At 43.6% G+C, this 23250-nt stretch carries 22 protein-coding genes; 12 read left to right on the plus strand and 10 right to left on the minus strand.

All coding sequences use genetic code 11. From position 1 onward, the window contains the following. Positions 1-122: 122 nt before the first annotated feature. The 6 genes from N646_RS14750 (at position 123) to yfcE (ending at position 3369) form a co-directional block, all read left to right on the plus strand. A complete protein-coding gene (locus tag N646_RS14750; RefSeq protein WP_005382077.1) occupies positions 123-857 on the plus strand; it encodes a DUF1538 domain-containing protein in 735 nt (244 codons plus the stop codon). Further along, a complete protein-coding gene (locus N646_RS14755; protein ID WP_005389639.1) occupies positions 854-1645 on the plus strand; it encodes a DUF1538 domain-containing protein in 792 nt (263 codons plus the stop codon). Before N646_RS14750 ends, N646_RS14755 begins: the two co-directional genes overlap by 4 nt. After that, positions 1635-1985, plus strand: coding sequence for a P-II family nitrogen regulator (locus tag N646_RS14760; RefSeq protein ID WP_005382084.1), 351 nt, complete (start codon positions 1635-1637; stop codon positions 1983-1985). Before N646_RS14755 ends, N646_RS14760 begins: the two co-directional genes overlap by 11 nt. Beyond that, entirely contained in the window at positions 1982-2389 is a 408-nt protein-coding gene (locus N646_RS14765; protein WP_005382085.1) for a CBS domain-containing protein, read from the plus strand. Before N646_RS14760 ends, N646_RS14765 begins: the two co-directional genes overlap by 4 nt. A gap of 149 nt (positions 2390-2538) precedes the next feature. Continuing rightward, positions 2539-2748 carry a hypothetical protein gene (locus tag N646_RS24970; protein WP_005382086.1) on the plus strand — a complete coding sequence of 70 codons (210 nt, stop codon included), beginning with the start codon at positions 2539-2541 and terminating at the stop codon, positions 2746-2748. A gap of 75 nt (positions 2749-2823) precedes the next feature. After that, complete coding sequence (yfcE, locus tag N646_RS14770) at positions 2824-3369, plus strand: phosphodiesterase (RefSeq protein WP_017634822.1); 546 nt, start codon at positions 2824-2826, stop codon at positions 3367-3369. A gap of 39 nt (positions 3370-3408) precedes the next feature. Here yfcE and N646_RS14775 read toward each other — a convergent pair whose 3' ends face one another. From N646_RS14775 to N646_RS14790, 4 genes are read right to left on the minus strand one after another with little or no spacing between them, the layout of a single operon-like run. Beyond that, a complete protein-coding gene (locus tag N646_RS14775; protein ID WP_005382088.1) occupies positions 3409-3687 on the minus strand; it encodes a SelT/SelW/SelH family protein in 279 nt (92 codons plus the stop codon). 21 nt (positions 3688-3708) lie between these two features. Further along, complete coding sequence (locus N646_RS14780) at positions 3709-4464, minus strand: sulfite exporter TauE/SafE family protein (protein ID WP_017819959.1); 756 nt, start codon at positions 4462-4464, stop codon at positions 3709-3711. Positions 4465-4510: 46 nt separating this feature from the next. Then, complete coding sequence (toxS, locus tag N646_RS14785; protein WP_005382091.1) at positions 4511-5026, minus strand: transmembrane regulator ToxS; 516 nt, start codon at positions 5024-5026, stop codon at positions 4511-4513. Between the two features lie 11 nt (positions 5027-5037). Beyond that, positions 5038-5916 (minus strand): transcriptional regulator, encoded by an 879-nt coding sequence (locus N646_RS14790; RefSeq protein WP_017819958.1) that lies wholly within the window; start codon positions 5914-5916, stop codon positions 5038-5040. Between the two features lie 271 nt (positions 5917-6187). On the opposite strand from N646_RS14790, the gene htpG reads away from it, so the two are divergent. The 3 genes from htpG to hemH all read left to right on the plus strand — a co-directional run bounded on the left by htpG (position 6188) and on the right by hemH (position 10187). Then, the gene (gene htpG / locus N646_RS14795; protein ID WP_017819957.1) at positions 6188-8092 is read left to right on the plus strand and encodes a molecular chaperone HtpG; all 1905 of its coding nucleotides are present in this window, start codon (positions 6188-6190) and stop codon (positions 8090-8092) included. Positions 8093-8412: 320 nt separating this feature from the next. Next, the gene (adk, locus tag N646_RS14800) at positions 8413-9057 is read left to right on the plus strand and encodes an adenylate kinase (RefSeq protein WP_005382094.1); all 645 of its coding nucleotides are present in this window, start codon (positions 8413-8415) and stop codon (positions 9055-9057) included. Positions 9058-9224: 167 nt separating this feature from the next. Then, complete coding sequence (gene hemH / locus N646_RS14805; protein WP_017819956.1) at positions 9225-10187, plus strand: ferrochelatase; 963 nt, start codon at positions 9225-9227, stop codon at positions 10185-10187. 49 nt (positions 10188-10236) lie between these two features. Here the strand turns inward: hemH and N646_RS14810 are convergent, their stop codons facing one another. Further along, a complete protein-coding gene (locus tag N646_RS14810) occupies positions 10237-11625 on the minus strand; it encodes a peptide MFS transporter (RefSeq protein WP_005382097.1) in 1389 nt (462 codons plus the stop codon). Positions 11626-11958: 333 nt separating this feature from the next. Here N646_RS14810 and rfaH point away from each other — a divergent pair, with 333 nt between their 5' ends. Next, complete coding sequence (gene rfaH / locus N646_RS14815) at positions 11959-12459, plus strand: transcription/translation regulatory transformer protein RfaH (protein ID WP_005382098.1); 501 nt, start codon at positions 11959-11961, stop codon at positions 12457-12459. Between the two features lie 115 nt (positions 12460-12574). Here the strand turns inward: rfaH and asnB are convergent, their stop codons facing one another. The 4 genes from asnB to nagA form a co-directional block, all read right to left on the minus strand. Beyond that, positions 12575-14239, minus strand: coding sequence for an asparagine synthase B (asnB, locus tag N646_RS14820; protein ID WP_005384979.1), 1665 nt, complete (start codon positions 14237-14239; stop codon positions 12575-12577). A gap of 230 nt (positions 14240-14469) precedes the next feature. Continuing rightward, the gene (locus N646_RS14825) at positions 14470-16059 is read right to left on the minus strand and encodes a cation:proton antiporter family protein (RefSeq protein WP_017819955.1); all 1590 of its coding nucleotides are present in this window, start codon (positions 16057-16059) and stop codon (positions 14470-14472) included. Between the two features lie 81 nt (positions 16060-16140). After that, positions 16141-17355 carry a DNA-binding transcriptional regulator NagC gene (nagC, locus tag N646_RS14830; protein WP_005382105.1) on the minus strand — a complete coding sequence of 405 codons (1215 nt, stop codon included), beginning with the start codon at positions 17353-17355 and terminating at the stop codon, positions 16141-16143. A 2-nt stretch (positions 17356-17357) separates the two neighbouring features. After that, entirely contained in the window at positions 17358-18494 is a 1137-nt protein-coding gene (gene nagA / locus N646_RS14835) for an N-acetylglucosamine-6-phosphate deacetylase (RefSeq protein ID WP_005384983.1), read from the minus strand. Between the two features lie 489 nt (positions 18495-18983). Here nagA and nagE point away from each other — a divergent pair, with 489 nt between their 5' ends. Both nagE and glnS read left to right on the plus strand, forming a co-directional pair. After that, complete coding sequence (gene nagE, locus N646_RS14840; protein WP_005384985.1) at positions 18984-20477, plus strand: N-acetylglucosamine-specific PTS transporter subunit IIBC; 1494 nt, start codon at positions 18984-18986, stop codon at positions 20475-20477. Between the two features lie 276 nt (positions 20478-20753). Continuing rightward, on the plus strand, positions 20754-22424 hold the full coding sequence (glnS, locus tag N646_RS14845) for a glutamine--tRNA ligase (RefSeq protein WP_005382124.1): 1671 nt from the start codon (positions 20754-20756) through the stop codon (positions 22422-22424). Positions 22425-22646: 222 nt separating this feature from the next. Here glnS and fcrX read toward each other — a convergent pair whose 3' ends face one another. Further along, positions 22647-23096: a ferric iron uptake transcriptional regulator FcrX gene (fcrX, locus tag N646_RS14850; protein ID WP_005382141.1), complete on the minus strand. Its 450-nt coding sequence runs from the start codon at positions 23094-23096 to the stop codon at positions 22647-22649. Positions 23097-23250 lie beyond the last annotated feature (154 nt).

Here is a 23250-nt window from a genome sequence, read left to right on the forward strand (position 1 = left end):
TGTAACTAAATGTTATAGATGGCGCTAGTGCATTCACGGTAGAAGAGTGAAATCTATGCCAGACTAGAAGTTATCGCTCATTGGAATGGCGTAATCAGTTTGCACAATCAAGGAGGATAGGCATGGAAGCATTTGTTGCGCTTTTTCGAGCGCTCCTCAATAGTGCTCGTGACTTATTACCCATCATCATTGTTATCACTTTTTTCCAATTAGTCGTTTTGCAAGAGCCGCTGCCCAACCTGGTCTCCATTCTTTTTGGCTTGTTGCTTGTCGTTTTAGGATTAACCTTTTTTATCTTTGGCCTAGAACTTGGTCTTTTTCCTATCGGAGAGAGTATGGCTCAAGCCTTTGCAAAAAAAGGCAGCGTGTTTTGGTTATTAGTCTTTGCGTTTTGTTTGGGGTTTGGCACCACGATAGCTGAACCTGCATTGACCGCGGTAGCGGAAGAAGCCTCAGAAGTTGCGGCAGAGGGCGGAATGATCGCTAACTCAGAGCAGTCCATGCAGGATTACGGAGAAGGACTTCGAGTAACAGTAGCTCTCTCTGTGGGGATAGCCATCGTTATCGGCGTTTTGCGTATCTTAAAAGGGTGGCCGATTCATTACATGATAATTGGTGGCTATGTAGGCGTTGTAATACTGACGTGGTTTGCACCTGAAGCCATTATTGGCGTCGCTTACGATTCAGGAGGTGTAACCACGTCCACCATAACAGTACCTCTGGTCACTGCACTGGGCGTCGGTTTAGCGTCTTCTATTAAAGGGCGTAACCCTATGGTGGATGGCTTTGGTTTAATCGCTTTTGCCTCGCTGTTACCGATGATGTTTGTGATGGTTTACGGAATGGTCGTAACATGATTTCAATTGATCATTTCCTAGACACTTTATTATCGACCGTTCGAGACGTCGTTCCCATCGCCAGCATTATTTTTGGTTTTCAGTTAGCGGTGTTAAGGCGTCCTGTTAGCAACCTTAAGAAAGTTTTGCTTGGGTTCGTTTATGTGATTTTCGGGCTAGCTCTTTTTTTACTTGGATTAGAAATGGCGTTGTTTCCACTTGGGGAGACGATGGCTGTGCAATTAACGGCGCCGGAGTTTTTACAAGAGTTCAAAGTATCTGTAGGGAAAGCCTTAATGTGGGTCGACTATTATTGGGTTTACACCTTCGCCTTTTTTATAGGCTTTAGTACCACGATTGCAGAGCCTTCTTTAATCGCTGTAGCGATAAAAGCAAACCAAGTCTCTGGAGGCAGTATCAGTATTAACGGCTTGCGCGTAGCCGTTGCGTTTGGGGTGGCAATTGGTATTGCATTAGGGAGTTACCGGATTGTCGTGGGCGATCCCATTCATTATTACATCATCGCGGGTTACATCGTCGTTGTGATTCAAACGTTTTACGCTCCCAAGCTTATTGTTCCACTCGCCTACGATTCTGGAGGCGTAACAACTTCTACTGTCACTGTCCCACTTGTAACTGCATTAGGGTTAGGGCTTGCTTCGACCGTCCCTGGAAGAAACCCAATGATTGATGGCTTTGGCTTGATCGCGTTTGCCAGTCTATTCCCTATGATCTCTGTGATGGGCTATGCGCAAATAACCCAGTGGCTGAATAAAAACATCTCGGAGGAAGAAGAAAATGCGCTTTAAATTGATACTTGCGTTTGTTGAAGACAGCAAAACAGACAAGGTGTTGGACGCTGCACGCGATGCTGGTGCGACCGGTGCAACAGTGATTAACAATGCTCGCGGGCAAGGTTTAAATCAAAAGCGAACGTTTTTTGGTTTAACGCTAGAAGTGCAAAAAGATGTGCTGCTGTTTGTGGTCGAGGAACATCTCTCTCGACACATATTAGAAACCATTAATGAGGTTGGTGAATTTGACAGAGAGTCGGGACAGGGGATTGCTATTCAGATCGATATTGAAGATGCAGTCGGTGTCGCGCATCAAGTCGAGACATTGACCAAAGTAGTCGAGGATGAATTATGAGTGATCAAACGATAATTAGAGTTCGAGATGTTATGGCGGCAACGTATGTAATGGTTGATGGACTGATGACCGTATACGAAGGCATAACGCTAGCGAAAAAATACCAAGTCAAAGCGCTGGTGGTGAAAAAGCGAGATGATAATGATGAATATGGCATCGTGTTGATGAATGATATCGCCAAAAAGGTGCTGGCGAATAATCGTTCTCCTCAGCGCACAAATATTTATGAAATCATGACCAAGCCCGCTTTGTGTGTCGAACCAGATATGAACGTAAAATATTGTGCCCGTTTGTTTGAGCGATTTGGCATAAGCAGAGCGCCGGTCATTGAAAGTGGCGAGGTCATTGGGATGGTGAGTTATAACAATATTGTCATCAATGGTATGGTGCGAGAAGAAGTGTAATAGGTTGATATAAATGAAAAATCAACGAATTTTTTCTCAAGTCAGCGACTGTTACAAAGAACTAAAATATTTAATATATGTTAGGTTGCATATGTGTTAATTCACCATTATTCTTTGCGCCCTAAGCCTAATGTCGAGGAATCTGTATCATGCCTTTAGTCTCTTGCCCCGTGTGTGAGAAACAAATCTCAAAACGCGCTCATGCATGTCCAGGATGCGGAGAGCCCGATCCGCTGCACCATCTAGCCAAATCAAAATTTATGTCGATGGTGTTTTGGATACTGGTGTTGGTTGGAACAGCGTATGCAGCATGGTTCTATGTTTTGCCTATGGTCATTGAATCATTGCGCTATCAGTAGTATTCAAACCGTCGTAGGTTGAGCTGCTAAAAAAATGCCGTAGAATGACCTCATACTTTTTGAGGAGACAATGTCGTGAAACTATTTTTTGCCTCAGACCTGCATGGCTCTTTGCCAGCAACTAAAGAAACCATTGAGCTATTTCTGGCCTCTGGTGCGCACCACCTGATTTTGCTAGGAGATACGCTAAACCATGGGCCGCGAAACCCTATTCCGGAAGGCTACAACCCTCCACAGGTAGCAGACTTATTGAACCAATACAGTGATCAAATTATTTCTGTACGTGGCAACTGTGATAGTGAAGTGGACCAAATGCTATTGAAGTTTCCAATGATGATGGATTACTCATGGGTGCTACTTGAATCTGGCAAGAGAATCTTTTTGACTCATGGTCACTTGTACAACTCTGAAAAACGGCCGCCACTGCGCGAAGGTGATATCATCGCCCACGGGCATACACATGTTCCCGTCGCAGAGATGCAAGATGGAGCCATTATATTCAACCCAGGCTCGATGACATTCCCACGTAATGGCTTACCGAGAAGCTTTGGTACTCTAGAAGACAATAAGCTAACGGTAAAAACGCCAGAAGGCGAAGTATTAGCACAAACCATGATTTAACGGTTTTACTAAGTAAAAAAATAGGGAGCGAATTGCTCCCTATTTTGTGTCTGAATGTCCTAAATCGCGTTCTGGGTCGATAATGTCTCTAACGCGCTGTTTTAGCACCTTGGCTTCAGGAAAGCCGCTGTCTTTTTTCCGTTCCCAAATTTGCTGGCCATTACAGAAAATTTCGAAGCGACCACCTGTGTCTGGGTGTAAGCTGATTGTTTCTATTTCTTCACTAAAAGTATGCAGTAATTCTTGCGATAGCCAAGTTGAACGCAACATCCAGTTGCACTGGCGGCAGTAATAAATATCAATGATTGCTTTATCCATGAAACTTTCCTTTTAATCTTTTTAAACCAGCAACTTGATGCCCACCGCAAACGTGAGAATTTCGAATGCAACTTTAATCACTCTGTTACTGTATCGAGTCGCGGCCCATGCGCCTAAACTGCCGCCTAGAAAAGAGCTTAACAATAAAACAGGTAACCAAGCCCAGTGAATAGGCGCCCCTGCCTGTACGACGGCAATGCCTCCAATGCCATTCCAAAACAGGCCGACACAAATCATGGTGTAAGCAACGGCTTGTTTGTAGTCGTAACCAAACCAGCGCACCAAAAATAGTGTCACGAGCAAACCAGAACCTGCGGTAAGAGATCCGTTAATGATGCCGATAAACAGTAAGCCAATTCCACCAATAACCCAACCAATAGGATGACGGTTGCGTATTACTTCAGCTTGGCCTAGCGATGTCTTAAGTCGCGAGTAGATACCCAGCGCTAGGATCATCGTGCCGAGCATCTTTTCCGCGATACCATCAGGGATCTGTACAATTAAGTTAGCCCCTAAAATCACGCCAATACTGCCGGACAAGATAAGGTAGAGCGCGACTTTCCATTTAATAGTGCCTGATCTTAAATGCGTGCTTGCTGCGCCTAAGCCTAAAGCGACCGAAGCCACCTTATGTGTGCCTAGCGCAACGGAGAACGGTAAGCCGAGAAAGATGAGTAAAGGGAATTGAAGCAAGCCTGCTCCGCCACCGGAAAGTGAAGCCAGCGTGTTGGCGATTAGTGAACCGAAAAAGAGAGTAGTGGTATCTAGCCAATCCATAAGCAAAACAAAGGGGGCGTCTTGCCCCCTTATCATCCAATCAAAATTAGTTTTTAAACAGTACCGAAGAACCGTGGTTCAAGCTAGTGAGCAATAGTGTTTTTTCGTTCACGACGTCAATACGACGACTTTGCTCCGCATCTAGCTTAAAAATTTGAGTAATTAAACGTAGCTGTGCTTCGGAAAAGTCTTTTGATTGAGAAGATGAAATATCTTTAAACTCCGAAGGCGAGACCAACAAATAGTTGTCACTTACTTCCCAGCGGCCTTTTTCCGAGATATTTATCGTTGATTCTGCGGTTGAACCTTGAGCGAATAGTTTTATATTTGCTACGCGAATATAGTCACCATTAGGGAGATATTTCACGTTTGATTCAACATTAACTCGGCGTAGTGGGCCGACAGTATCGTCAGGCAAGCTGTCTGTAATGACTGTCACCATGGTCGACTGCCATTCGTTTGCTGTGAGGAGCTGCTCCACTTTTAGGTCACTTCCCCAATACAACCAACTACTGAAAAGAACGGATACGGCCAAAACCGCAGATGCTAATTTAATCTTCATATTGGCCTCCTTTATTTGCAGATGTCTGTTGGATCGTTTTGACCTGCGAAAATACGCAGTGTTACGTTCTCGTAAGAGTGGTTACTGTCATGAATGTAGTTCAGAATCAGCTGGTTATTTTGTCCACCAGTGGCAATCACTTCAACTGGCAACGAGTCTTCTGCATGGTGCTTCACGTAGCGCTCAATGCATTGCTCTATTGAAGGCAACCAGTTGTTGATTTGAGGGTGATTTACAGGTGTCATCACTGGTACATTTTGATACTCACCAATCTGACGGAATTGGGATTCCGCAGGGTTCGTGAATAACAATACGCAAACAGGAAGCAGCAGAGACAAAAAGATAATGACACGCGGTAGCCAGTTAATCGTGTTAGATGCTGGCTTCGGCTGAGTTTTAGTCGGCTCTACTTGAGGCTCAAGATCAGCAGTAGTATCGGTCACTATCTCTGTTGGTGGTGTATCGCTCGCTTCTAACTCCACTGCTGGCGCTTCGTGTTCAGAAGCGGTTTCTTCAACGTCAGTGTTAGAGTCAGTAGAAAATGGGCTCAAGCGTTCCACTGAACAAATGAGTTGGTAGCCACGTTTAGGTACCGTTTTAACAAACTCTGGAGATTTTGTTGAATCCTTCAACATCTTACGCAGAGTAGAAATCGCTTGAGTCAGGCTTGAGTCATCCACCTCAAAACCTTGCTCACGCCAAACAAACTCGTGAAGCTCGTTACGGGTTAAAACTTCGTTTGGTCTCTCTGCCAACATCAGAAGTATACGGCTTTCGTTGCTTCCTAATCGTACAACGTCGTTGCCGTTTTGTTGGTCAGCGAGCGAATTACTATTTGGATCAAAGGTGAACCTTTGAGCAAGTAGAAATTTGGTGCCAATGTTAGTCATTTAGTTCTTCTTAGATGGATGATGTTGTAATTATGGTGATTTATGTCACAAAATTACCGGGGCGCTTGGAGTGCGCACGACATTTTAGATGCTTTTAGACGGGTAGGATAATTAAAATTTTCTAAAAAAACACCGTTTTTAGCAATATTGACCTTGAATTTACATTTGTCAGCCACATGTTAAATGACATCTCGGTAAGGTGATTTCAAGGGGAAAGTCACAAACTTGTCCCTATGAAAAAGCCAATTAGTTTAGATGTTATGGAGCACACATGAGCGAAACCGTATCTCAAAATAAAGAAACTCGTGGTTTTCAATCAGAAGTAAAACAACTACTGCATTTAATGATCCATTCTCTTTATTCAAATAAAGAGATCTTTTTGCGCGAGCTGATCTCTAACGCATCAGATGCATCAGACAAACTGCGCTTTCAGGCGTTATCTAACCCAGATCTATACGAAGGTAATGCAGACCTTTGCGTGAAACTGTCGTTTGATGAAAGCGCAAATACCTTAACCATTTCTGATAACGGTATCGGTATGAGCCGTGATGATGTGATTGAGCACTTAGGAACAATCGCAAAATCTGGAACAGCCGAGTTTTTCTCAAAGCTATCTGAAGAGCAGAGCAAAGACTCTCAGCTTATTGGTCAGTTTGGTGTTGGTTTCTACTCGGCATTTATCGTTGCTGACGCCGTTACCGTGCGCACTCGCGCTGCGGGTCTAGCCGCTGATGAAGCGGTACAATGGCACTCAGCGGGTGAAGGTGAGTACACCATCGAAAACATTACCAAAGAGTCACGTGGTACCGACATCATTCTTCATATGCGTGAAGAGGGTAAAGAGTTTTTGAATGAGTGGCGTCTACGTGACGTTATCAGTAAGTACTCTGATCACATCGGCATTCCTGTTTCAATCCAAACTGTCGTTCGTGATGACGAAGGCAAGGAAACAGATGAGAAAAAGTGGGAGCAAATCAACAAAGCCCAAGCACTGTGGACGCGTAACAAATCTGATATTTCAGAAGAAGAGTATCAAGAGTTCTACAAGCACGTATCACATGACTTTGCCGATCCATTGGTCTGGAGTCATAACCGTGTAGAAGGTAAAAACGACTACACGAGCTTACTATACATCCCATCGAAAGCACCTTGGGATATGATGAACCGCGACCACAAATCAGGCTTGAAACTGTACGTACAGCGCGTATTCATTATGGACGATGCAGAGCAATTTATGCCGTCATACTTACGCTTCGTACGTGGTTTAATAGACTCAAACGATTTACCGCTAAACGTATCGCGTGAGATCTTACAAGACAATAAAGTGACTCAGTCTCTACGTAATGCTTGTACTAAGCGCGTGCTAACGATGCTCGAGCGTATGGCCAAGAATGACGAAGAGAAATACCAATCATTCTGGAAAGAGTTTGGTCTTGTGATGAAAGAGGGCCCTGCGGAGGACTTTGCAAACAAAGAGAAAGTCGCAGGTTTATTGCGCTTTGCTTCAACTGAAGTGGACTCTTCTGAGCAAACTGTGGGCTTGGCGTCTTACGTTGAGCGCATGAAAGAAGGTCAAGATAAGATCTACTACTTGACGGCAGACAGCTATGCAGCTGCGAAAAACAGCCCTCACTTAGAACAGTTCAAAGCGAAAGGCATTGAAGTTATCTTGATGTACGACCGCATTGATGAGTGGCTGATGAACTACTTAACTGAGTTTGATGGTAAACAGTTCCAGTCAATCACTAAAGCTGGGCTTGATCTAAGTCAGTTTGAAGATGAAGCAGAAAAAGAGAAGCAAAAAGAAACCGAAGAAGAGTTTAAGTCGGTTGTAGAGCGCACGAAGTCTTACCTAGGCGATCGTGTGAAAGAAGTTCGTACGACCTTCAAACTCGCATCTACGCCTGCTGTTGTGGTAACGGACGATTACGAAATGGGCACTCAAATGGCGAAGCTTCTTGCGGCAGCTGGTCAAGCTGTGCCGGAAGTGAAATACATCTTTGAGCTAAACCCTGAGCACGAATTGGTTAAGCGTATGGCTGACGAAGCCGATGAAGAAGCGTTTGGTCGCTGGGTTGAAGTTCTGCTTGGTCAAGCAATGCTAGCGGAGCGAGGCTCTATTGAGGATCCAACAGAGTTCTTAGGAGCCGTTAATCAACTTTTGACTAAGGTGTAATAACCTCTGCAAATCAAAAAGCTCGCATTTCGCGAGCTTTTTGTTTGTTGTCGCAAAATTTTGCATCTCAAGTGCTGAGTTAATAATCAATAGGGCATGAAAGAGGGTACTGTTAACATTCTTTAGTCTTAATACACTCTTTGCTCAGAGAACCTGTGATAGAATCTGCGACTTGAATGTGAGTAATAAGGCGTGTATTTTTGCTCGCCTATATACGTTATACCGAAACTTATCGTTGCAGGTGCTTCTCAGGTTTGATGTCTAAGAGGTCAGCTATTGTGAGCTTCGGTATAAATCTTAAATATTAAAGAGGATAAATCATGCGCATCATTCTTCTAGGTGCTCCAGGTGCAGGTAAAGGCACACAAGCAAACTTCATCATGGAAAAATACGGTATTCCACAAATCTCTACTGGTGATATGCTTCGTGCTGCTATCAAAGCAGGTACAGAGCTTGGTAAACAAGCTAAAGCTGTTATTGACGCTGGTCAGCTAGTTTCTGATGAAATCATCCTTGGTCTTATCAAAGAGCGTATCGCTCAAGAAGACTGTGCAAACGGTTTCCTACTAGATGGTTTCCCACGTACTATCCCTCAAGCTGACGGCCTAAAAGAAATGGGCGTAGACGTAGACTACGTTATCGAATTTGACGTTGCAGACGATGTGATTGTTGAGCGTATGGCTGGTCGTCGTGCTCACCTTCCTTCTGGTCGTACTTACCACGTGGTTTACAACCCGCCTAAAGTGGAAGGTAAAGATGATGTAACTGGTGAAGATCTTGTTGTTCGTGATGACGACAAAGAAGAAACAGTACGTGCTCGTCTAGGTGTTTACCACGAGCAAACTGCGCCACTAATCAACTACTACGGCAAAGAAGCTGAAGCAGGCAAGACTAAGTACCTTAAGTTTGATGGTACTAAGCAAGTAGCTGAAGTTAGTGCGGATATCGAGAAAGCACTATCTTAATTTGCTGAAGTCAAAAATTTAATATTTTGATATATTGAAAGCGGCCCAAGTGGTCGCTTTTTTTAGTTTACTCGTAAACATATATCTAATTAACTTCAGCTCGGCTATTCGTTACTTCGAGGTTACTTAAATATATGAACCAAGCCGTTTACCATGAATAGGATGTTATGAAAGAGAATAATAAACAGGGTGTACTCCTAGTTAACCTGGGAACTCCTGACGCACCAACCGCTCCTGCCGTAAAGCGCTTTTTAAGTCAGTTTCTTCATGATCACCGAGTGGTAGACATGACTCGATGGCTTTGGTGTCCACTATTGCACGGCGTTATCCTTCCTATCCGAGCTCCTAAAGTTGCCAAACTCTATCAATCAGTATGGATGGAAGAGGGCTCGCCGTTGATGGTGTACTCTAAACGCCAAACTGAAAAGTTAGCACAAAAGCTTGATATACCTGTAGAGCTTGGTATGACGTATGGTAACCCAAGTTTACAATCAGGCTTTGAAGCCCTATTGGCGCAAGGCGTTGATGAAGTCATTGTTTTACCTTTGTATCCGCAATACTCGGGCACAACAACGGCAGCGGTTTCTGACGGAATCACTAAAGCATTTAAAAACCTGCCGGTGATGCCAGGCTTTAGCTTTATTCGTGATTATTACAATCACCCGAAATATATTGAAGCGTTAGCGCATTCAGTTCGTGAACATTGGCAAAAGAATGGCCAGGGAGATTACCTGCTGTGTTCTTATCATGGTATTCCAAAACGCTATGCTGACAATGGTGATGTTTACCCACAGCATTGTGAAGAGACGACTCGCTTGCTTGGGGAAGCGTTAGGTTTAAGCGAACAACAAATTGGCATGACGTATCAGTCCCGATTTGGGAGAGAAGAGTGGCTTCAACCTTATACCGATAAGACCCTAGAAGCACTTCCTGCAAAGGGTGTGAAAAATATTAATGTTGTGACCCCTGCATTTTCGTCAGATTGTTTAGAGACGTTGGAAGAGATCTCGGAAGAGTGTAAAGAGATTTTCCTTGAAGCTGGTGGCGAAAACTTTACCTACATCCCTTGTTTGAACGATAGTGAACTTCATATCGAGATGATGGTTGAGTTAGTTCAATCTAAACTTTAGATACAAAAAAGGGTCGCAATAGCGACCCTTTCTACGTTTAGTTGAGCGATCAAGCAACTTGTACTTGCTGCTCTTCTACTTGCTCTGCCGTGCTGTGCGTATTTTCAGCGCCATGCATCCAGCGAACGAGTGTATTAGAGAACAGGAGCAAAATTACGCCACTTACGGTTGCGCTGACCGCAATACCACTAAAGATAGCCATAGCGCCTAACTCGCCTACGTGAGAGCCCACATAGCCCGCAACATAGTTAGCAATCGCATTACAGCCAAACCATGCACCCATCATAAGTGAAGCTAAGCGAAGCGGTGCTAATTTAGTCACCAATGAAAGACCAATTGGTGATAAACACAGCTCGCCTAATGTGTGGAAGAAGAAAGCGCCGACCAACCATAACATCGATGTTTTTACTGTTGTATCTCCACCTTGTTCTAGCACTGCGCCAACCATACAAAGGAAACCAATCGCTAAGAAAAATAGTGCCATTGCAAATTTCACTGGCGAAGTAGGTTCACGTTTACCCAATTTTACCCAAAGGACGGCTAGGACTGGCGCTAGAGTAATAATGAAAAATGGGTTTAGTGATTGGAACCACGCAGCAGGAACTTCAAAACCACCAATCATGCGATCAGTATATTGTTGAGTGTAGATGTTCATCAGGCCACCTGCTTGTTCAAAGCCTGCCCAGAAGACAATAGTGAATAAGCTCATGACCAGAATTACTTTTAGTCGATTCACTTCTTCTTTGGTGAGTGGCTGCTTCGTGGTGGCGTTTTTGTTATTTAGATCTCGTTTCGCCGCTGGTTCGCGGCCAATATCACCAAGCCATGATTGAGCCAGTACCATTTGCATCACTAGGCTAACCAGCATACCCACACCAGCGGCAACAAAGCCAGCTTTCCAACCGTAAGAGGTTGTCACAGAGCCAGAAACGACGCCGGCAAGTAATGCACCTAAGTTGATACCCATATAAAAGATAGTGAATGCGCCGTCACGACGGTTGTCACCTTCTTGATAAAGGTCGCCAACCATGGTTGAGATATTTGGCTTAAAGAGACCGTTACCAGTGATAAGTAGGCCAAGACCTAAATAGAAACTGTGTAGCGAACCAATACCTAAAGCATCAGCAGGAAGTGCAAGAGTAAACTGGCCGATGGCCATTAACGCGCCACCAAGCAAAATTGAGCGACGTTGACCTAAATAGTTATCTGCTAGGTAACCACCGATAAGAGGCGTGATATACACAAGCCCTGTGTATATGCCGTATAGGTCTAATGCGTCTTTGGTTGACCAGCCAAGGCCGCCATTCATTGTTGTATCAGTAAGGTAAAGCACGAGAATGGCACGCATTGCGTAGTAAGAAAAGCGTTCCCACAGTTCAGTACCGAACAATAAGAACAGGCCACGTGGATGACCAAAATATTGATGTTGGTTTGACATAAGCTCTTCTAATAATAGTTATTACATTTTTTAACGACTTCTACGTATACAATGCAATTCAACGAGTGACAAATAATAAAATTTTGCCATTCAACTATTTTTGTTTGTTAAGTGGCTGTTTTTGGTTGGATTTGCAGATTATATGATGGTGTATTGGTTGTGTTACAAACTTAATTTCCATTTTTGCCTATGGACTTCTTTATCGTAAGTTGCTGAAAAATTTCGTTAATGCGAGCGATGTATAATCATACTTTTATAGATAAACTGAATATCAATGACTCAACTTTGGCTTAATGCTAGGATAAAAACAAAATAGAATTGGCTAGTAAAAAGATGAAACGTTGGTATCTACTTTATTGTAAACGTGGGGAGCAGGTTAGGGCGAAACAACACCTTGAAAACCAAGGTGTAGAGTGCTTTTATCCAACTGTAGAAGTTGAGAAGATTTTGCGCGGTAAAAGACAAAAAGTCGAGGAACCGCTGTTTCCTTGTTACGTATTCGCTTACTTTGATTATGAGCAAGGGCCAAACTTCACCTCAGTCCGCTCTACTCGAGGTGTTGTTGACTTTGTGCGTTTTGGTGCTCAACCGAAAGAAGTTCAAGGTGACTTGGTCTTCGAATTGATGCAGCTAGAAAAGTGTTGTAATGACAATACCGTTTCTGAATGCATGCCAAAACCAGGCGATCAAATTAGAGTTAAAAGCGGTCAATTTGCGGGCATAGATGCCATCTTCCAAGAACAAGATGGTGAGAAACGCTCAATTATGCTAGTTCAGATGATCACCAAGCGTGTGCCTGTCAGCATAGACAATAGTGATTTAGATTTAAAATAGCCTAATTCCATCAAACATAAAAAGAGGTGCAAAAGCACCTCTTTTTGATCGTATCTAATTTTCTGTCTGTTTTAAAAGGGTTGGACGAACCGACCCTTATCTTTATCGTAGAGAATTAGTATGAGTCGTTGTGAACGGTCTGTACTGCACGACCTGATGGGTCAACACAGTTTTGGAACGATTCATCCCATTCAATCGCCTTCGCTGAAGAACACGCTACTGAAGGGCCTCCTGGTACACACTCTGCTGCTGATGGAAGTGGGAATAACTCTTCAAATATTTCACGGTACACGTAGCCTTCTTTTGTCGTTGGCGTGTTGTATGGGAATCGATATTGAGCTGTTTCCATCTGCTGGTCTGTCACTTTCTGTTCCGCTACTTCTTTCAGCGTATCGATCCAGCTGTAGCCAACGCCATCAGAGAATTGCTCTTTTTGACGCCATGCGATCGATTCTGGCAGGTAGTGCTCGAAGCACTCACGAAGGATGTGTTTCTCCATTTTACCGTTGCCACACATCTTGTCTGCTGGGTTCAAGCGCATTGCTACATCTATGAACTCTTTATCTAGGAAAGGTACGCGTCCTTCAACTCCCCATGCTGCCAGCGACTTGTTAGCACGAGCACAGTCGAACATGTTCAGAGCAAGCAGTTTACGCACTGTCTCCTCGTGGAACTCTTTCGCGTTTGGCGCCTTGTGGAAGTAAAGGTAGCCACCAAAGATTTCGTCAGCGCCCTCACCAGACAATACCATCTTGATACCCATCGCTTTGATCTTACGACCCATTAAGAACATAGGTGTTGATGCGCGGATAGTCGTCACGTCATACGTTTCAATGTGGTAAATCACGTCACGAATCGCGTCCAAACCTTCTTGAATCGTGTACGTCATTTCGTGGTGAACGGTACCAATTTGGTCGGCAACTTCGCGAGCGGCTTTCAGGTCAGGCGCGCCTTCTAGGCCAACAGCAAAAGAGTGCAGTTGAGGCCACCAAGCTTCAGACTTTTCATCATCTTCAATACGCATCGCTGCAAAGCGTTTTGCTACCGCAGATGTAATAGAAGAATCTAGACCGCCCGAAAGAAGTACACCGTAAGGCACGTCAGTCATTAGTTGGCGTTTAACAGCCGCTTCTAGCGCTTCAGTCAATTCTTCTTTGCTAGTGCTGTTGCCTTGTACTGCTGCGTACTCGTTCCAGTCACGAACATAGTAACGTGTTGGCTCAGTATCTTTAGAGCTGTAATAGCTACCAGGAGGGAATTCACTTACTGTTTTACATACTGGAACAAGAGCCTTCATCTCTGATGCCACATAGTAGTTACCATGCTCATCGTGACCTTGATAAAGAGGGATAATACCAATATGGTCACGTCCGACTAAATACTCATCTTTTTCTTCGTCGTAGAGCACAAAAGCGAAAATACCGTTTAGTTCTTCAAGGAGATCTGCACCCATATCTTGGTAAAGTGCAAGAATGACTTCACAGTCTGAATCGGTTTGAAATTCGTACTTTCCTTCGTAACGAGCACGAATTTCTTTATGGTTGTAGATTTCACCATTGACGGCAAGGATGAGCTTCTTATCAGGGCTGTATAGCGGCTGTGCACCACTATTTAGACCAACAATCGCCAAGCGCTCGTGCGCTAAAATAGCACGCTCTGAAGAGTAAATCCCAGACCAGTCTGGGCCACGGTGACGAAGTTTTTTCGACATCTCTAATGCGATAGGGCGCAATGCGGCTGCATCGCTTTTAATGTCTAAAATGCCAAATACTGAACACATACTACATCCTTACTAAACTAAACAATTTCTAATCGGTATGGTTTAAATTTGCCATTACTAATAAAAAAAGCAACGTTTTGTGATTAAAAAAATGATAAAAGGCCTTGTTGTATGGAAAATATTTAACTCAACCGTTGTTTTGGTGAATGAGATCAAGGTTTGGTATAAAAACTATACAAAAAAGGCTTTCTATCAATAGAAAGCCTTCCGAAAAATATCAGTGCTGTTGCTTATTTAATTGGTGTGAATTTAGGTTGAAGTTGTTTACAGACGTGTCGAGCAAAACCGCTACCAGCTTCACTATAAATATTGAATGCTGCGTCAACGCCATTTTCAAGTAAGCCTTCCAATTGATCTGGGTATTCGGCGATAGCGGCAATTTGCCCTTTATATTTTCTGCGTTTAAGCTGCTCAAGTGCTGTTTGGTTACCTTGATGATGTGGCATTGCAAGCAGAACCAGTTTTACATGACCTGTATCTAAAATTCGCTCCCAGAAATCCGGGTCGGTGGCATCACCAGAAATCACATTTCTTCCTTCTGAACGATGATGATGTGCAGCGTCTTCACGAATTTCTATACCCAATGAAATTTTGCCATAGCGTGAGCGTAGCTCATCATAAGCGCCCGTTCCAATACGCCCCATACCTAAGATCAATACTTGGGCATGACCTGGGTTGATGAGTTGGTCGCGTTGATTGAGCTTTTCTACCGCTGTCTCTTGCAGCCACTTACCTGAATGTCGATAAATTTTATGGCTAAGGCGGTTAAGTGGCGCGGAAATTACAAAGGATACCGACACCGCAACCGCAATCGCAGCAAGCATATCACTTGGCATCCAGCCCATTTTATAGGCCAACCCAGCAACAATAAGACCAAACTCACTGTAGTTAAATAGTGATAAAGAGGCGAGCAAAGAGGTACGTACTCGAAACTTAAAATGATTAATAGTGACGAAGTACAAGAGTCCTTTGATTGGTAGCAGTAAGATAAATAGCAGGGCGAGAACGACGCCATTCACGCTCAATGAGGCGGATAAACCAATGTTCAAAAAGAAGCAGACTAAAAAGAGCTCCTTCATATTGAATAATGACTTGGATAGTTCTGAGGCTTTTGGGTGACCTGCGAGTAGCATGCCTAAAATTAGCGCGCCCAAGTCTGGTTTCATCCCGACCAACTCGAATAGCCCAGCACCGATAACAAGCGCGAAGAAAATACCGAATAGCACTAGCATTTCGCCGTGGCCAACTTTATCGAGCAGCTTATAGAATAGAGGACGAAGGAAAGGCAGTGCGAACAAACCGATGGCATACCATTCTGGGACTTTTCCGGTTGAAGCAGTCAGGAATACTACGGCAAAAATATCTTGCATAACCAAGATACCGATCGCGAGTGTGCCGTAGGTCGCGTTCATTTCGCCTTTTTCTTGCAATGCTTTTACGGCAAAAACGGTACTAGAGAACGATAGTGCAAAAGCTAAAAGCAGGATTTGGCTGCCGTCCATACTGGCTAGCGAAGTCAAGCCCAGTAGTTTTAAGCCGGATAACGCTAGGGCAAAAAAAGCGGTAGAGAGTATGTTGTGGGCGGTTGCCCCTCCCCATATTTCTTTGGACAGCAGGGTTTTTACATCGAGTTTGAGTCCAATAGTAAACAGAAGAAGAGTAACACCAAGATCTGCGAGAGTGACGATAACGTCATTGCTTTGGTAACCAAATGCATGCAAGCCAAATCCAGCTAGTAGAAAACCAACGAGGGGAGGGAGGCTGCATTTAAGCGCAATAAAACCAGCTAAAAAAGCGGCTGTAATTAGAATAATTTCCATACTGTTAAGCTGTATTCCTGATATACAAAAACGGGCTGTGAAAACACAGCCCGAGATTGTAACTCAATTGGTTGTATAAACTTAGTCTTCCAGTAACTTTTGTAACAAAACTCCGTTCAGCATAGCGCGTTTAATCATCGCAAATGCGCCCATCGTTGGCTGCTTATCAATGTGAGAAGCCACGATAGGGAGGTCGTTATGGAAAGTTTTAAGAGATTGATTCTCTACATTGCGTTGAATTGCAGGGAAAACAATATCTTGTGCTGCAGTAATATCGCCAGCAATTACAATTTTCTGTGGATTAAATAAGTTAACCGTAATCGCAATCGCTTTACCTAGCTGGTTGCCCACTCGCACTAAACTCTGTTTCGCAAGTTCATCACCATTCATTGCGTGCTGACATACCGCTTCAATTGTGATGTTTTCAAGGTCGGTTAAGCTTGATTCGTATCCTTGAGTAATCAGTTGCTTCACTCGTTGAATAATCGCTGGGTTTGCAGCTACGGTTTCTAAACAGCCAAAGTTTCCACATTGGCATTGCTCACCAAGCGGGTCAATTTGGATATGACCAATTTCACCGACGTTGCGGTTAAAACCAAGAAAAACCTGGCCGTTAACGATAATACCTGCGCCAGTACCGCGGTGGACGCTAACCAAAATAGAATCCTGGCAGTCTTGGCTTGCTCCAAAGTAGTGCTCAGCCAACGCCATGCCACGTACGTCGTTGCCAACAAAGCATGCTGTATTAAACTTCTCTCCAACAATTTCACCGAGAGCAAGATTATCGATATCGGTATTAGGCATGTATTCGACCACGCCAGTTGTTGGGTTAACAAGGCCCGGTAAAGTGATGCCGATAGCGATGAGTTGATCAATTTTGTCTTCGCAACGGCTTACGAAATCTTTTAATAAATCGATAAGCCCTGCGATTAAGTCTGCTTGGTTAGTGTAGTGCAATTCATGCTGATCTTCTGCAAGCGCGGTGCCACCTAAATCGTATAAACTGAACTGTACGTAATCTCGACCTAAGCGAACGGCAATCGAATGAAAAGGTTTGACTTCAGTAGTCAAAGAGATCGCACGACGACCACCAGTTGAAGCTTGTTGGGCGACCTCCTTAATAAGGCCGCGCTCTAAAAGTTGGCGGGTTATTTTGGTAACACTAGCAGGCGCGAGCTGACTCACGTCCGCGACTTGAATACGGGAGATAGGACCTTGCTGATCAATCAGCCTATATACCGCAGCGCTGTTAAGCTGTTTTACTAAATCTACATTACCAATCTGTCCGCCATTCATGCTTAATTTTGCTCGTATTGTCCGTTAACAACCGTCGCTTTTACTTTAAAGTCACGATCGAAAATAGTCAGGTTTGCAACCATCCCTTTTCGAACTCGGCCAAGGCGATCCTCAACACCAATTGCTGTTGCTGGGTATAACGTGGCCATTCGTAGAGCTTCGTCTAAAGCGATCCCCGCGTGCTCAACTGAATTCTGAACTGCTTCAATCATTGTCAAAGCTGAGCCGCCTAGCGTGCCATTTTCATCAACACACTTACCATCTCGGTAATATACTTTCTTACCGACAAAAATAAAGTGATCAATGTTAGCACCTGCTGGAGCTGTGGCATCCGTCACCAAAACAAGCTTTTCACCTTTGATTTTATGAGCAATTCGGATGTTTGCGTAGTCGACGTGAAAACCATCAGCAATAATGCCAGCATAAACGTCAGGAGTATCGTAAATTGCACCAACAACTCCTGGTTCACGACCAACCATTGGTGTCATTGCATTAAAGAGGTGTGTAGCAAAAGTAATGCCTGCTTCAAAGCTTTTACGTGCTTCGGCGTAGGTTGCATTTGTGTGGCCAATTGAAACCACGATGCCAGCAGCCTTTAATCGCGCAATATGCTCTGGGTCGTTATGCTCAGGTGCTAGTGTTACTTTCGCTACGATATCGGCGTTTGCGCAGATAAGGTCGATCATGCTTTCGTCTGATGGGCGAATAAAATCGACGTTATGGATGCCTTTTTTCGCGACGTTAAGGTAAGGACCTTCGAGGTGTAAACCAAGCGATTGATTTTGATATTTGTTGTGGTACTCACGAGCTGCGGCAATTGCAGTTCGCATATCTTCATCAGATGATGTAATGAGTGTTGGCAGGAAGCTAGTACAGCCAGATTTGAGGTTTGCCTGGTGCATGATTTGCATGGTTTCAGGGGTAATTGCATCGTTTAGCATTACACCGCCACAACCGTTCAACTGCAGATCGATAAAGCCTGGACTTAGATTAGCGCCTGCAAGGTCTTTTACTTCGATGCTTTGAGGTAGCTCAGAAACCGGCACAATAGATTGAATAAGATCGTTTTCGATGATGACCGCATGATCGGTAAGAACATCACTACCGGTATAAATTTTACAGTTACTTAGCGCGTACATAGTCAGCTAGTCCTTATAGATGAGAATTCAATTTCTATATCGTTATCTAAGTAGAGACTGCTTCAGTCATATGGGTACTTAGTTTGTATCACTGAATTAGATAACGAGTCACATACAGCAAGTCGCGTTTTATCGATGTTATTGTCATAGTAACTAACTGAAAAGTAATAATTGTATGGTTTTTTATGATTCTTTTTCAGAGCAAAGTTACAGTGATTTACCCGCCTAGATACCAAAATAACACTGATTCTGCCTTGCATAAAGTGCGAGAATATTATCTTTAAAACGCCATTTTTTCGTATAATAAAATAAGTTTTATGATCTCGCTAGCAAAAACCTTCCGAAAGGGCAAATTGTGGTGATTATGATCACAAACGGTGAGCTTTTAATTTGCGGAGCAAAATTAATATCATAAACTTAGGATGACTAAATTGGACGGCTGAAATAAGTCATTCAACATAACATCTAATCCTATAGGGGGAACTTAAGGTGAACATTCTCGGATACTTCCAGAAGGTGGGTAAGGCGCTTATGGTGCCGGTTGCCACACTTCCTGCAGCAGCAATACTCATGGGTATTGGCTACTGGATCGACCCAAATGGCTGGGGCGCAAACAGTGCACTTGCTGCATTTCTTATTAAAGCTGGTGCAGCGATCATTGACAACATGTCAGTATTGTTCGCTGTTGGTGTTGCTTATGGAATGTCTAAAGACAAAGATGGCGCCGCTGCACTTTCAGGCTTCGTGGGCTTCTTAGTTGTCACAACGCTTTTGGCCCCTGGTGCAGTATCACAAATTCAAGGCATTGACCCAAGTGAAGTACCTGCTGCATTTGGTAAAATCAATAACCAGTTCGTCGGTATCTTGGTTGGTATTGTTTCTGCTGAGTTGTACAACCGTTTTTCTCACGTAGAGCTGCACAAAGCACTGGCGTTTTTCTCTGGCAAGCGTCTTGTACCTATCCTAACGTCTTTTGCTGGTATCGTTATTGCGTTCATCCTGATGTACGTTTGGCCATCAGTTTACGGCGGTCTGGTAAGTTTTGGTGAAAGCATTCAAGGTATGGGTGAAGCAGGTGCAGGTGTTTACGCATTCTTCAACCGTCTTCTAATTCCTGTTGGTCTGCACCATGCACTAAACTCAGTGTTCTGGTTTGATGTCGCTGGTATTAATGACATTCCAAACTTCCTTGGCGGTGCGAAATCATTAGCTGAAGGCACGGCAACGGTAGGTGTTACGGGGATGTACCAAGCGGGCTTCTTCCCAATCATGATGTTTGGTTTACCAGGCGCTGCTCTAGCGATGTACCATACTGCGAAATCAAAGAATAAAGAGAAAGTGGCATCTATCATGATTGCAGCTGCGTTTGCTTCATTCTTTACAGGTGTAACAGAACCACTTGAATTTGCATTCATGTTCCTTGCTCCAGGACTGTACGTTCTTCACGCAGCGCTGACTGGTCTATCAGTTTATATCGCGGCATCAATGCAGTGGATTGCAGGTTTCGGTTTCTCTGCTGGTTTAGTCGACTTAGTATTGTCGACTCGTAACCCGCTAGCGGTAAACTGGTACATGCTCATTGTACAAGGTCTTGGTTTCTTTGCGGTTTACTACTTCGTGTTCCGTACCGTGATTGTTAAGTTTGGCCTTAAAACACCGGGACGTGAAGATGATGAAGAAGCTTCATCTAACGTGGCTGGATCAAGCAATTCTTCAGAGCTTGCTCGTCAGTACTTGAAAGCACTTGGCGGTCATGACAACCTAAGTTCTATCGATGCCTGTATTACTCGTTTGCGCCTTTCTGTGAAAGATATGAGCGTTATCAATGAGAAAACTCTGAAAGATCTTGGAGCTATGGGAGTTGTGAAGCTAGGTACAAACAACCTACAAGTTATTCTTGGTCCACTAGCAGAGATTGTTGCTGGTGAGATGAAGAATGTATCTAAAGATGAAGACTTAAGTGGTGTTCAGCTACCAGCTTAACTGTTTAATAGTGGTGTGATTGTTTGTTATTGGTATTGCAAACAATTGATACTACAACATCGCAAAAGGCCTCCGCAGGAGGCCTTTTTTCGTTTAGGCCCTTTGAATCTGCTTTGCTTTCACGCTAACTCGATAAATATTGTCGTTTTAGAGCGAGTTCTTGTTGTCTAATTGCTTAGAATTGTGGATCATTAGGAACAATGTACTCTGTGAAACCATACTTGGATACAGGGTTCCGTTTTCTCTGACAATACTAATATTTTTGAGGTGCTATAGATGAGTGAAGCTGATGCTCGTCCATCAAACTTTATTCGCCAGATCATTGATAAAGATCTAGCGGATGGTAAACACACTAGCGTGCATACTCGATTCCCGCCGGAGCCAAATGGCTACCTGCATATCGGTCATGCTAAGTCTATCTGTTTGAACTTCGGTATTGCTCAGGACTACCAGGGTCAATGTAATCTGCGTTTCGACGATACAAACCCTGAAAAAGAAGACATCGAATACGTTGAGTCTATCAAGAAAGATGTAAACTGGTTGGGCTTTGAGTGGAGTGGTGAAGTATGTTACTCATCAAACTACTTCGATAAGCTTTACGAATATGCAATTGAATTGATTAACAAAGGCTTAGCGTACGTAGATGAGCTAAGTCCAGAGCAAATTCGTGAATACCGCGGCACACTAAAGGCGCCAGGTAAACCAAGTCCATACCGTGACCGTTCTGTTGAAGAGAACTTGGCGTTGTTTGAAAAAATGCGCGCTGGTGAATTTGAAGAAGGTAAAGCGTGTCTTCGTGCTAAAATCGACATGGGTTCTTCATTCATGGTCATGCGCGATCCAGTTTTATACCGTGTGCGTTTTGCTACGCACCACCAAACTGGTGATAAGTGGTGCATTTACCCAATGTACGACTTTACGCACTGTATTTCTGATGCATTAGAAGGCATTACGCACTCTATTTGTACGCTTGAATTCATGGATAACCGTCGTCTGTACGATTGGGTTCTAGACAACATCACGATCGAAAGCCGTCCACATCAATACGAGTTCAGTCGTTTAAACCTTGAATATACAGTGATGTCTAAGCGTAAGCTTAACCAGCTAGTTACTGAAAAACTGGTTAATGGTTGGGATGATCCACGTATGCCGACTGTCTCAGGTCTGCGTCGTCGTGGCTTCACACCTGCATCTATTCGTGAGTTTTGTAAGCGTATTGGTGTAACGAAGCAAGAAAATATGATCGAGTTTAGTTCATTAGAATCTTGTATTCGTGATGACCTAAACGAGAACGCTCCGCGTGCAATGGCTGTACTGGATCCTGTTAAAGTTGTTATCGAAAACTTTGAAGCAGGCGCAGTAGAAAACTTGACAGTTGCCAACCACCCAAATAAACCAGAAATGGGCGTGCGTGAAGTGCCATTCACGCGTGAATTGTGGATTGAGCGTGAAGACTTCCGTGAAGAAGCGAACAAAAAGTACAAGCGTTTAGTGCTAGGTAAAGAAGTTCGTTTACGTGGTGCTTACGTGATCAAAGCTGAGCGCGTTGAGAAAGATGCCGAAGGCAACATCACAACGATCTTCTGTTCTTACGATGCAGATACGCTAGGTAAAAACCCAGCAGATGGTCGTAAAGTGAAAGGCGTTATTCATTGGGTGTCAGCTGATAAAGCTCTTCCAGCGGAAATTCGCCTGTACGATCGTTTATTTACGGTGCCAAACCCAGGCGCAGCGGAAGATTTTGCTTCTACTATCAATCCTGAATCATTAGTTGTGATCAATGGCTTCGTCGAGCCTAGCCTAGCTTCTGCAGAAGCAGAAAAAGGTTACCAGTTTGAACGTATGGGTTACTTCTGTGCAGACTCGAAAGACTCTTCAGCAGATAATCTAGTATTCAACCGCACGGTTGGTCTACGTGATACCTGGGCAAAAATTGAGAATCAATAATCTCAATTAATGCTGAGAACGATGAAAAAATGCCAGCAAACGCTGGCATTTTTTATACCTAATCCCACAGAGTGCTATATAGATGTGCAAAACTGTGGAGAAAAAAGATGGGTGTTTAGTAGCTTTTGTTCTGTAACCAAAGTACTGACGTCTAAGGTACTGACTTCTAGAAACAAAAAACGCCAGCATGTGCTGACGTTTACTTTTTAAATTAACAAACCCTTATTTTTTCGGTTTGTGTGCATCTGGATTGTCTTTACAACCACCATCGCTACACTTGCCGTACAAGTATAAGCTGTGGTTTGTTAGTGTGACATTGTACTTAGCTGCAATCTCTTTTTGACGTTCTTCAATAAGATCGTCAGAAAATTCAATTACCTCACCACAGTCTAGGCACACTAGGTGGTCGTGGTGATGTTGAGTCGATAATTCGAAGACTGACTTTCCACCTTCAAAGTGGTGACGAGTTACAATACCAGCATCGTCGAACTGGTTTAGAACTCGGTAAACAGTTGCTAGGCCAATTTCTTCACCTAGATCAATCAACTTTTTGTACAAATCTTCAGCACTGATGTGCTGGCAGTCTGGCTGCTGAAGTACTTCTAGAATTTTTAGCCTCGGAAGGGTTACTTTTAAACCCGCATCCTTCAGCGCCTGATTATTATCTGACATATACTTTCCCGTTGGATCATCTGCAGCGATTTAACAGAATTCAATCTTCCTACCATTATAGGATAAGCGTTCGGAACATTAAACCACGAACTTCAAAGGGTTAATAGAATCTTTTTGTAAATTAGAAACAGGTCCATTATATTACAGCTCTGAC

The organism is Vibrio alginolyticus NBRC 15630 = ATCC 17749, assembly GCF_000354175.2.
In the GTDB taxonomy this organism is placed as follows: Bacteria; Pseudomonadota; Gammaproteobacteria; order Enterobacterales; family Vibrionaceae; genus Vibrio; species Vibrio alginolyticus.

Bases quoted from the DNA above. Each gene is read 5' to 3' on its own strand.
- N646_RS14750 (WP_005382077.1), top strand. From the start codon at position 123: ATGGAAGCATTTGTTGCGCTTTTTCGAGCGCTCCTCAATAGTGCTCGT.
- N646_RS14755 (WP_005389639.1), top strand. From the start codon at position 854: ATGATTTCAATTGATCATTTCCTAGACACTTTATTATCGACCGTTCGA.
- N646_RS14760 (WP_005382084.1), top strand. From the start codon at position 1,635: ATGCGCTTTAAATTGATACTTGCGTTTGTTGAAGACAGCAAAACAGAC.
- N646_RS14765 (WP_005382085.1), top strand. From the start codon at position 1,982: ATGAGTGATCAAACGATAATTAGAGTTCGAGATGTTATGGCGGCAACG.
- N646_RS24970 (WP_005382086.1), top strand. From the start codon at position 2,539: ATGCCTTTAGTCTCTTGCCCCGTGTGTGAGAAACAAATCTCAAAACGC.
- N646_RS14775 (WP_005382088.1), bottom strand. From the start codon at position 3,687: ATGGATAAAGCAATCATTGATATTTATTACTGCCGCCAGTGCAACTGG.
- N646_RS14780 (WP_017819959.1), bottom strand. From the start codon at position 4,464: ATGGATTGGCTAGATACCACTACTCTCTTTTTCGGTTCACTAATCGCC.
- toxS (WP_005382091.1), bottom strand. From the start codon at position 5,026: ATGAAGATTAAATTAGCATCTGCGGTTTTGGCCGTATCCGTTCTTTTC.
- N646_RS14790 (WP_017819958.1), bottom strand. From the start codon at position 5,916: ATGACTAACATTGGCACCAAATTTCTACTTGCTCAAAGGTTCACCTTT.
- htpG (WP_017819957.1), top strand. From the start codon at position 6,188: ATGAGCGAAACCGTATCTCAAAATAAAGAAACTCGTGGTTTTCAATCA.
- adk (WP_005382094.1), top strand. From the start codon at position 8,413: ATGCGCATCATTCTTCTAGGTGCTCCAGGTGCAGGTAAAGGCACACAA.
- hemH (WP_017819956.1), top strand. From the start codon at position 9,225: ATGAAAGAGAATAATAAACAGGGTGTACTCCTAGTTAACCTGGGAACT.
- N646_RS14810 (WP_005382097.1), bottom strand. From the start codon at position 11,625: ATGTCAAACCAACATCAATATTTTGGTCATCCACGTGGCCTGTTCTTA.
- rfaH (WP_005382098.1), top strand. From the start codon at position 11,959: ATGAAACGTTGGTATCTACTTTATTGTAAACGTGGGGAGCAGGTTAGG.
- asnB (WP_005384979.1), bottom strand. From the start codon at position 14,239: ATGTGTTCAGTATTTGGCATTTTAGACATTAAAAGCGATGCAGCCGCA.
- N646_RS14825 (WP_017819955.1), bottom strand. From the start codon at position 16,059: ATGGAAATTATTCTAATTACAGCCGCTTTTTTAGCTGGTTTTATTGCG.
- nagC (WP_005382105.1), bottom strand. From the start codon at position 17,355: ATGAATGGCGGACAGATTGGTAATGTAGATTTAGTAAAACAGCTTAAC.
- nagA (WP_005384983.1), bottom strand. From the start codon at position 18,494: ATGTACGCGCTAAGTAACTGTAAAATTTATACCGGTAGTGATGTTCTT.
- glnS (WP_005382124.1), top strand. From the start codon at position 20,754: ATGAGTGAAGCTGATGCTCGTCCATCAAACTTTATTCGCCAGATCATT.
- fcrX (WP_005382141.1), bottom strand. From the start codon at position 23,096: ATGTCAGATAATAATCAGGCGCTGAAGGATGCGGGTTTAAAAGTAACC.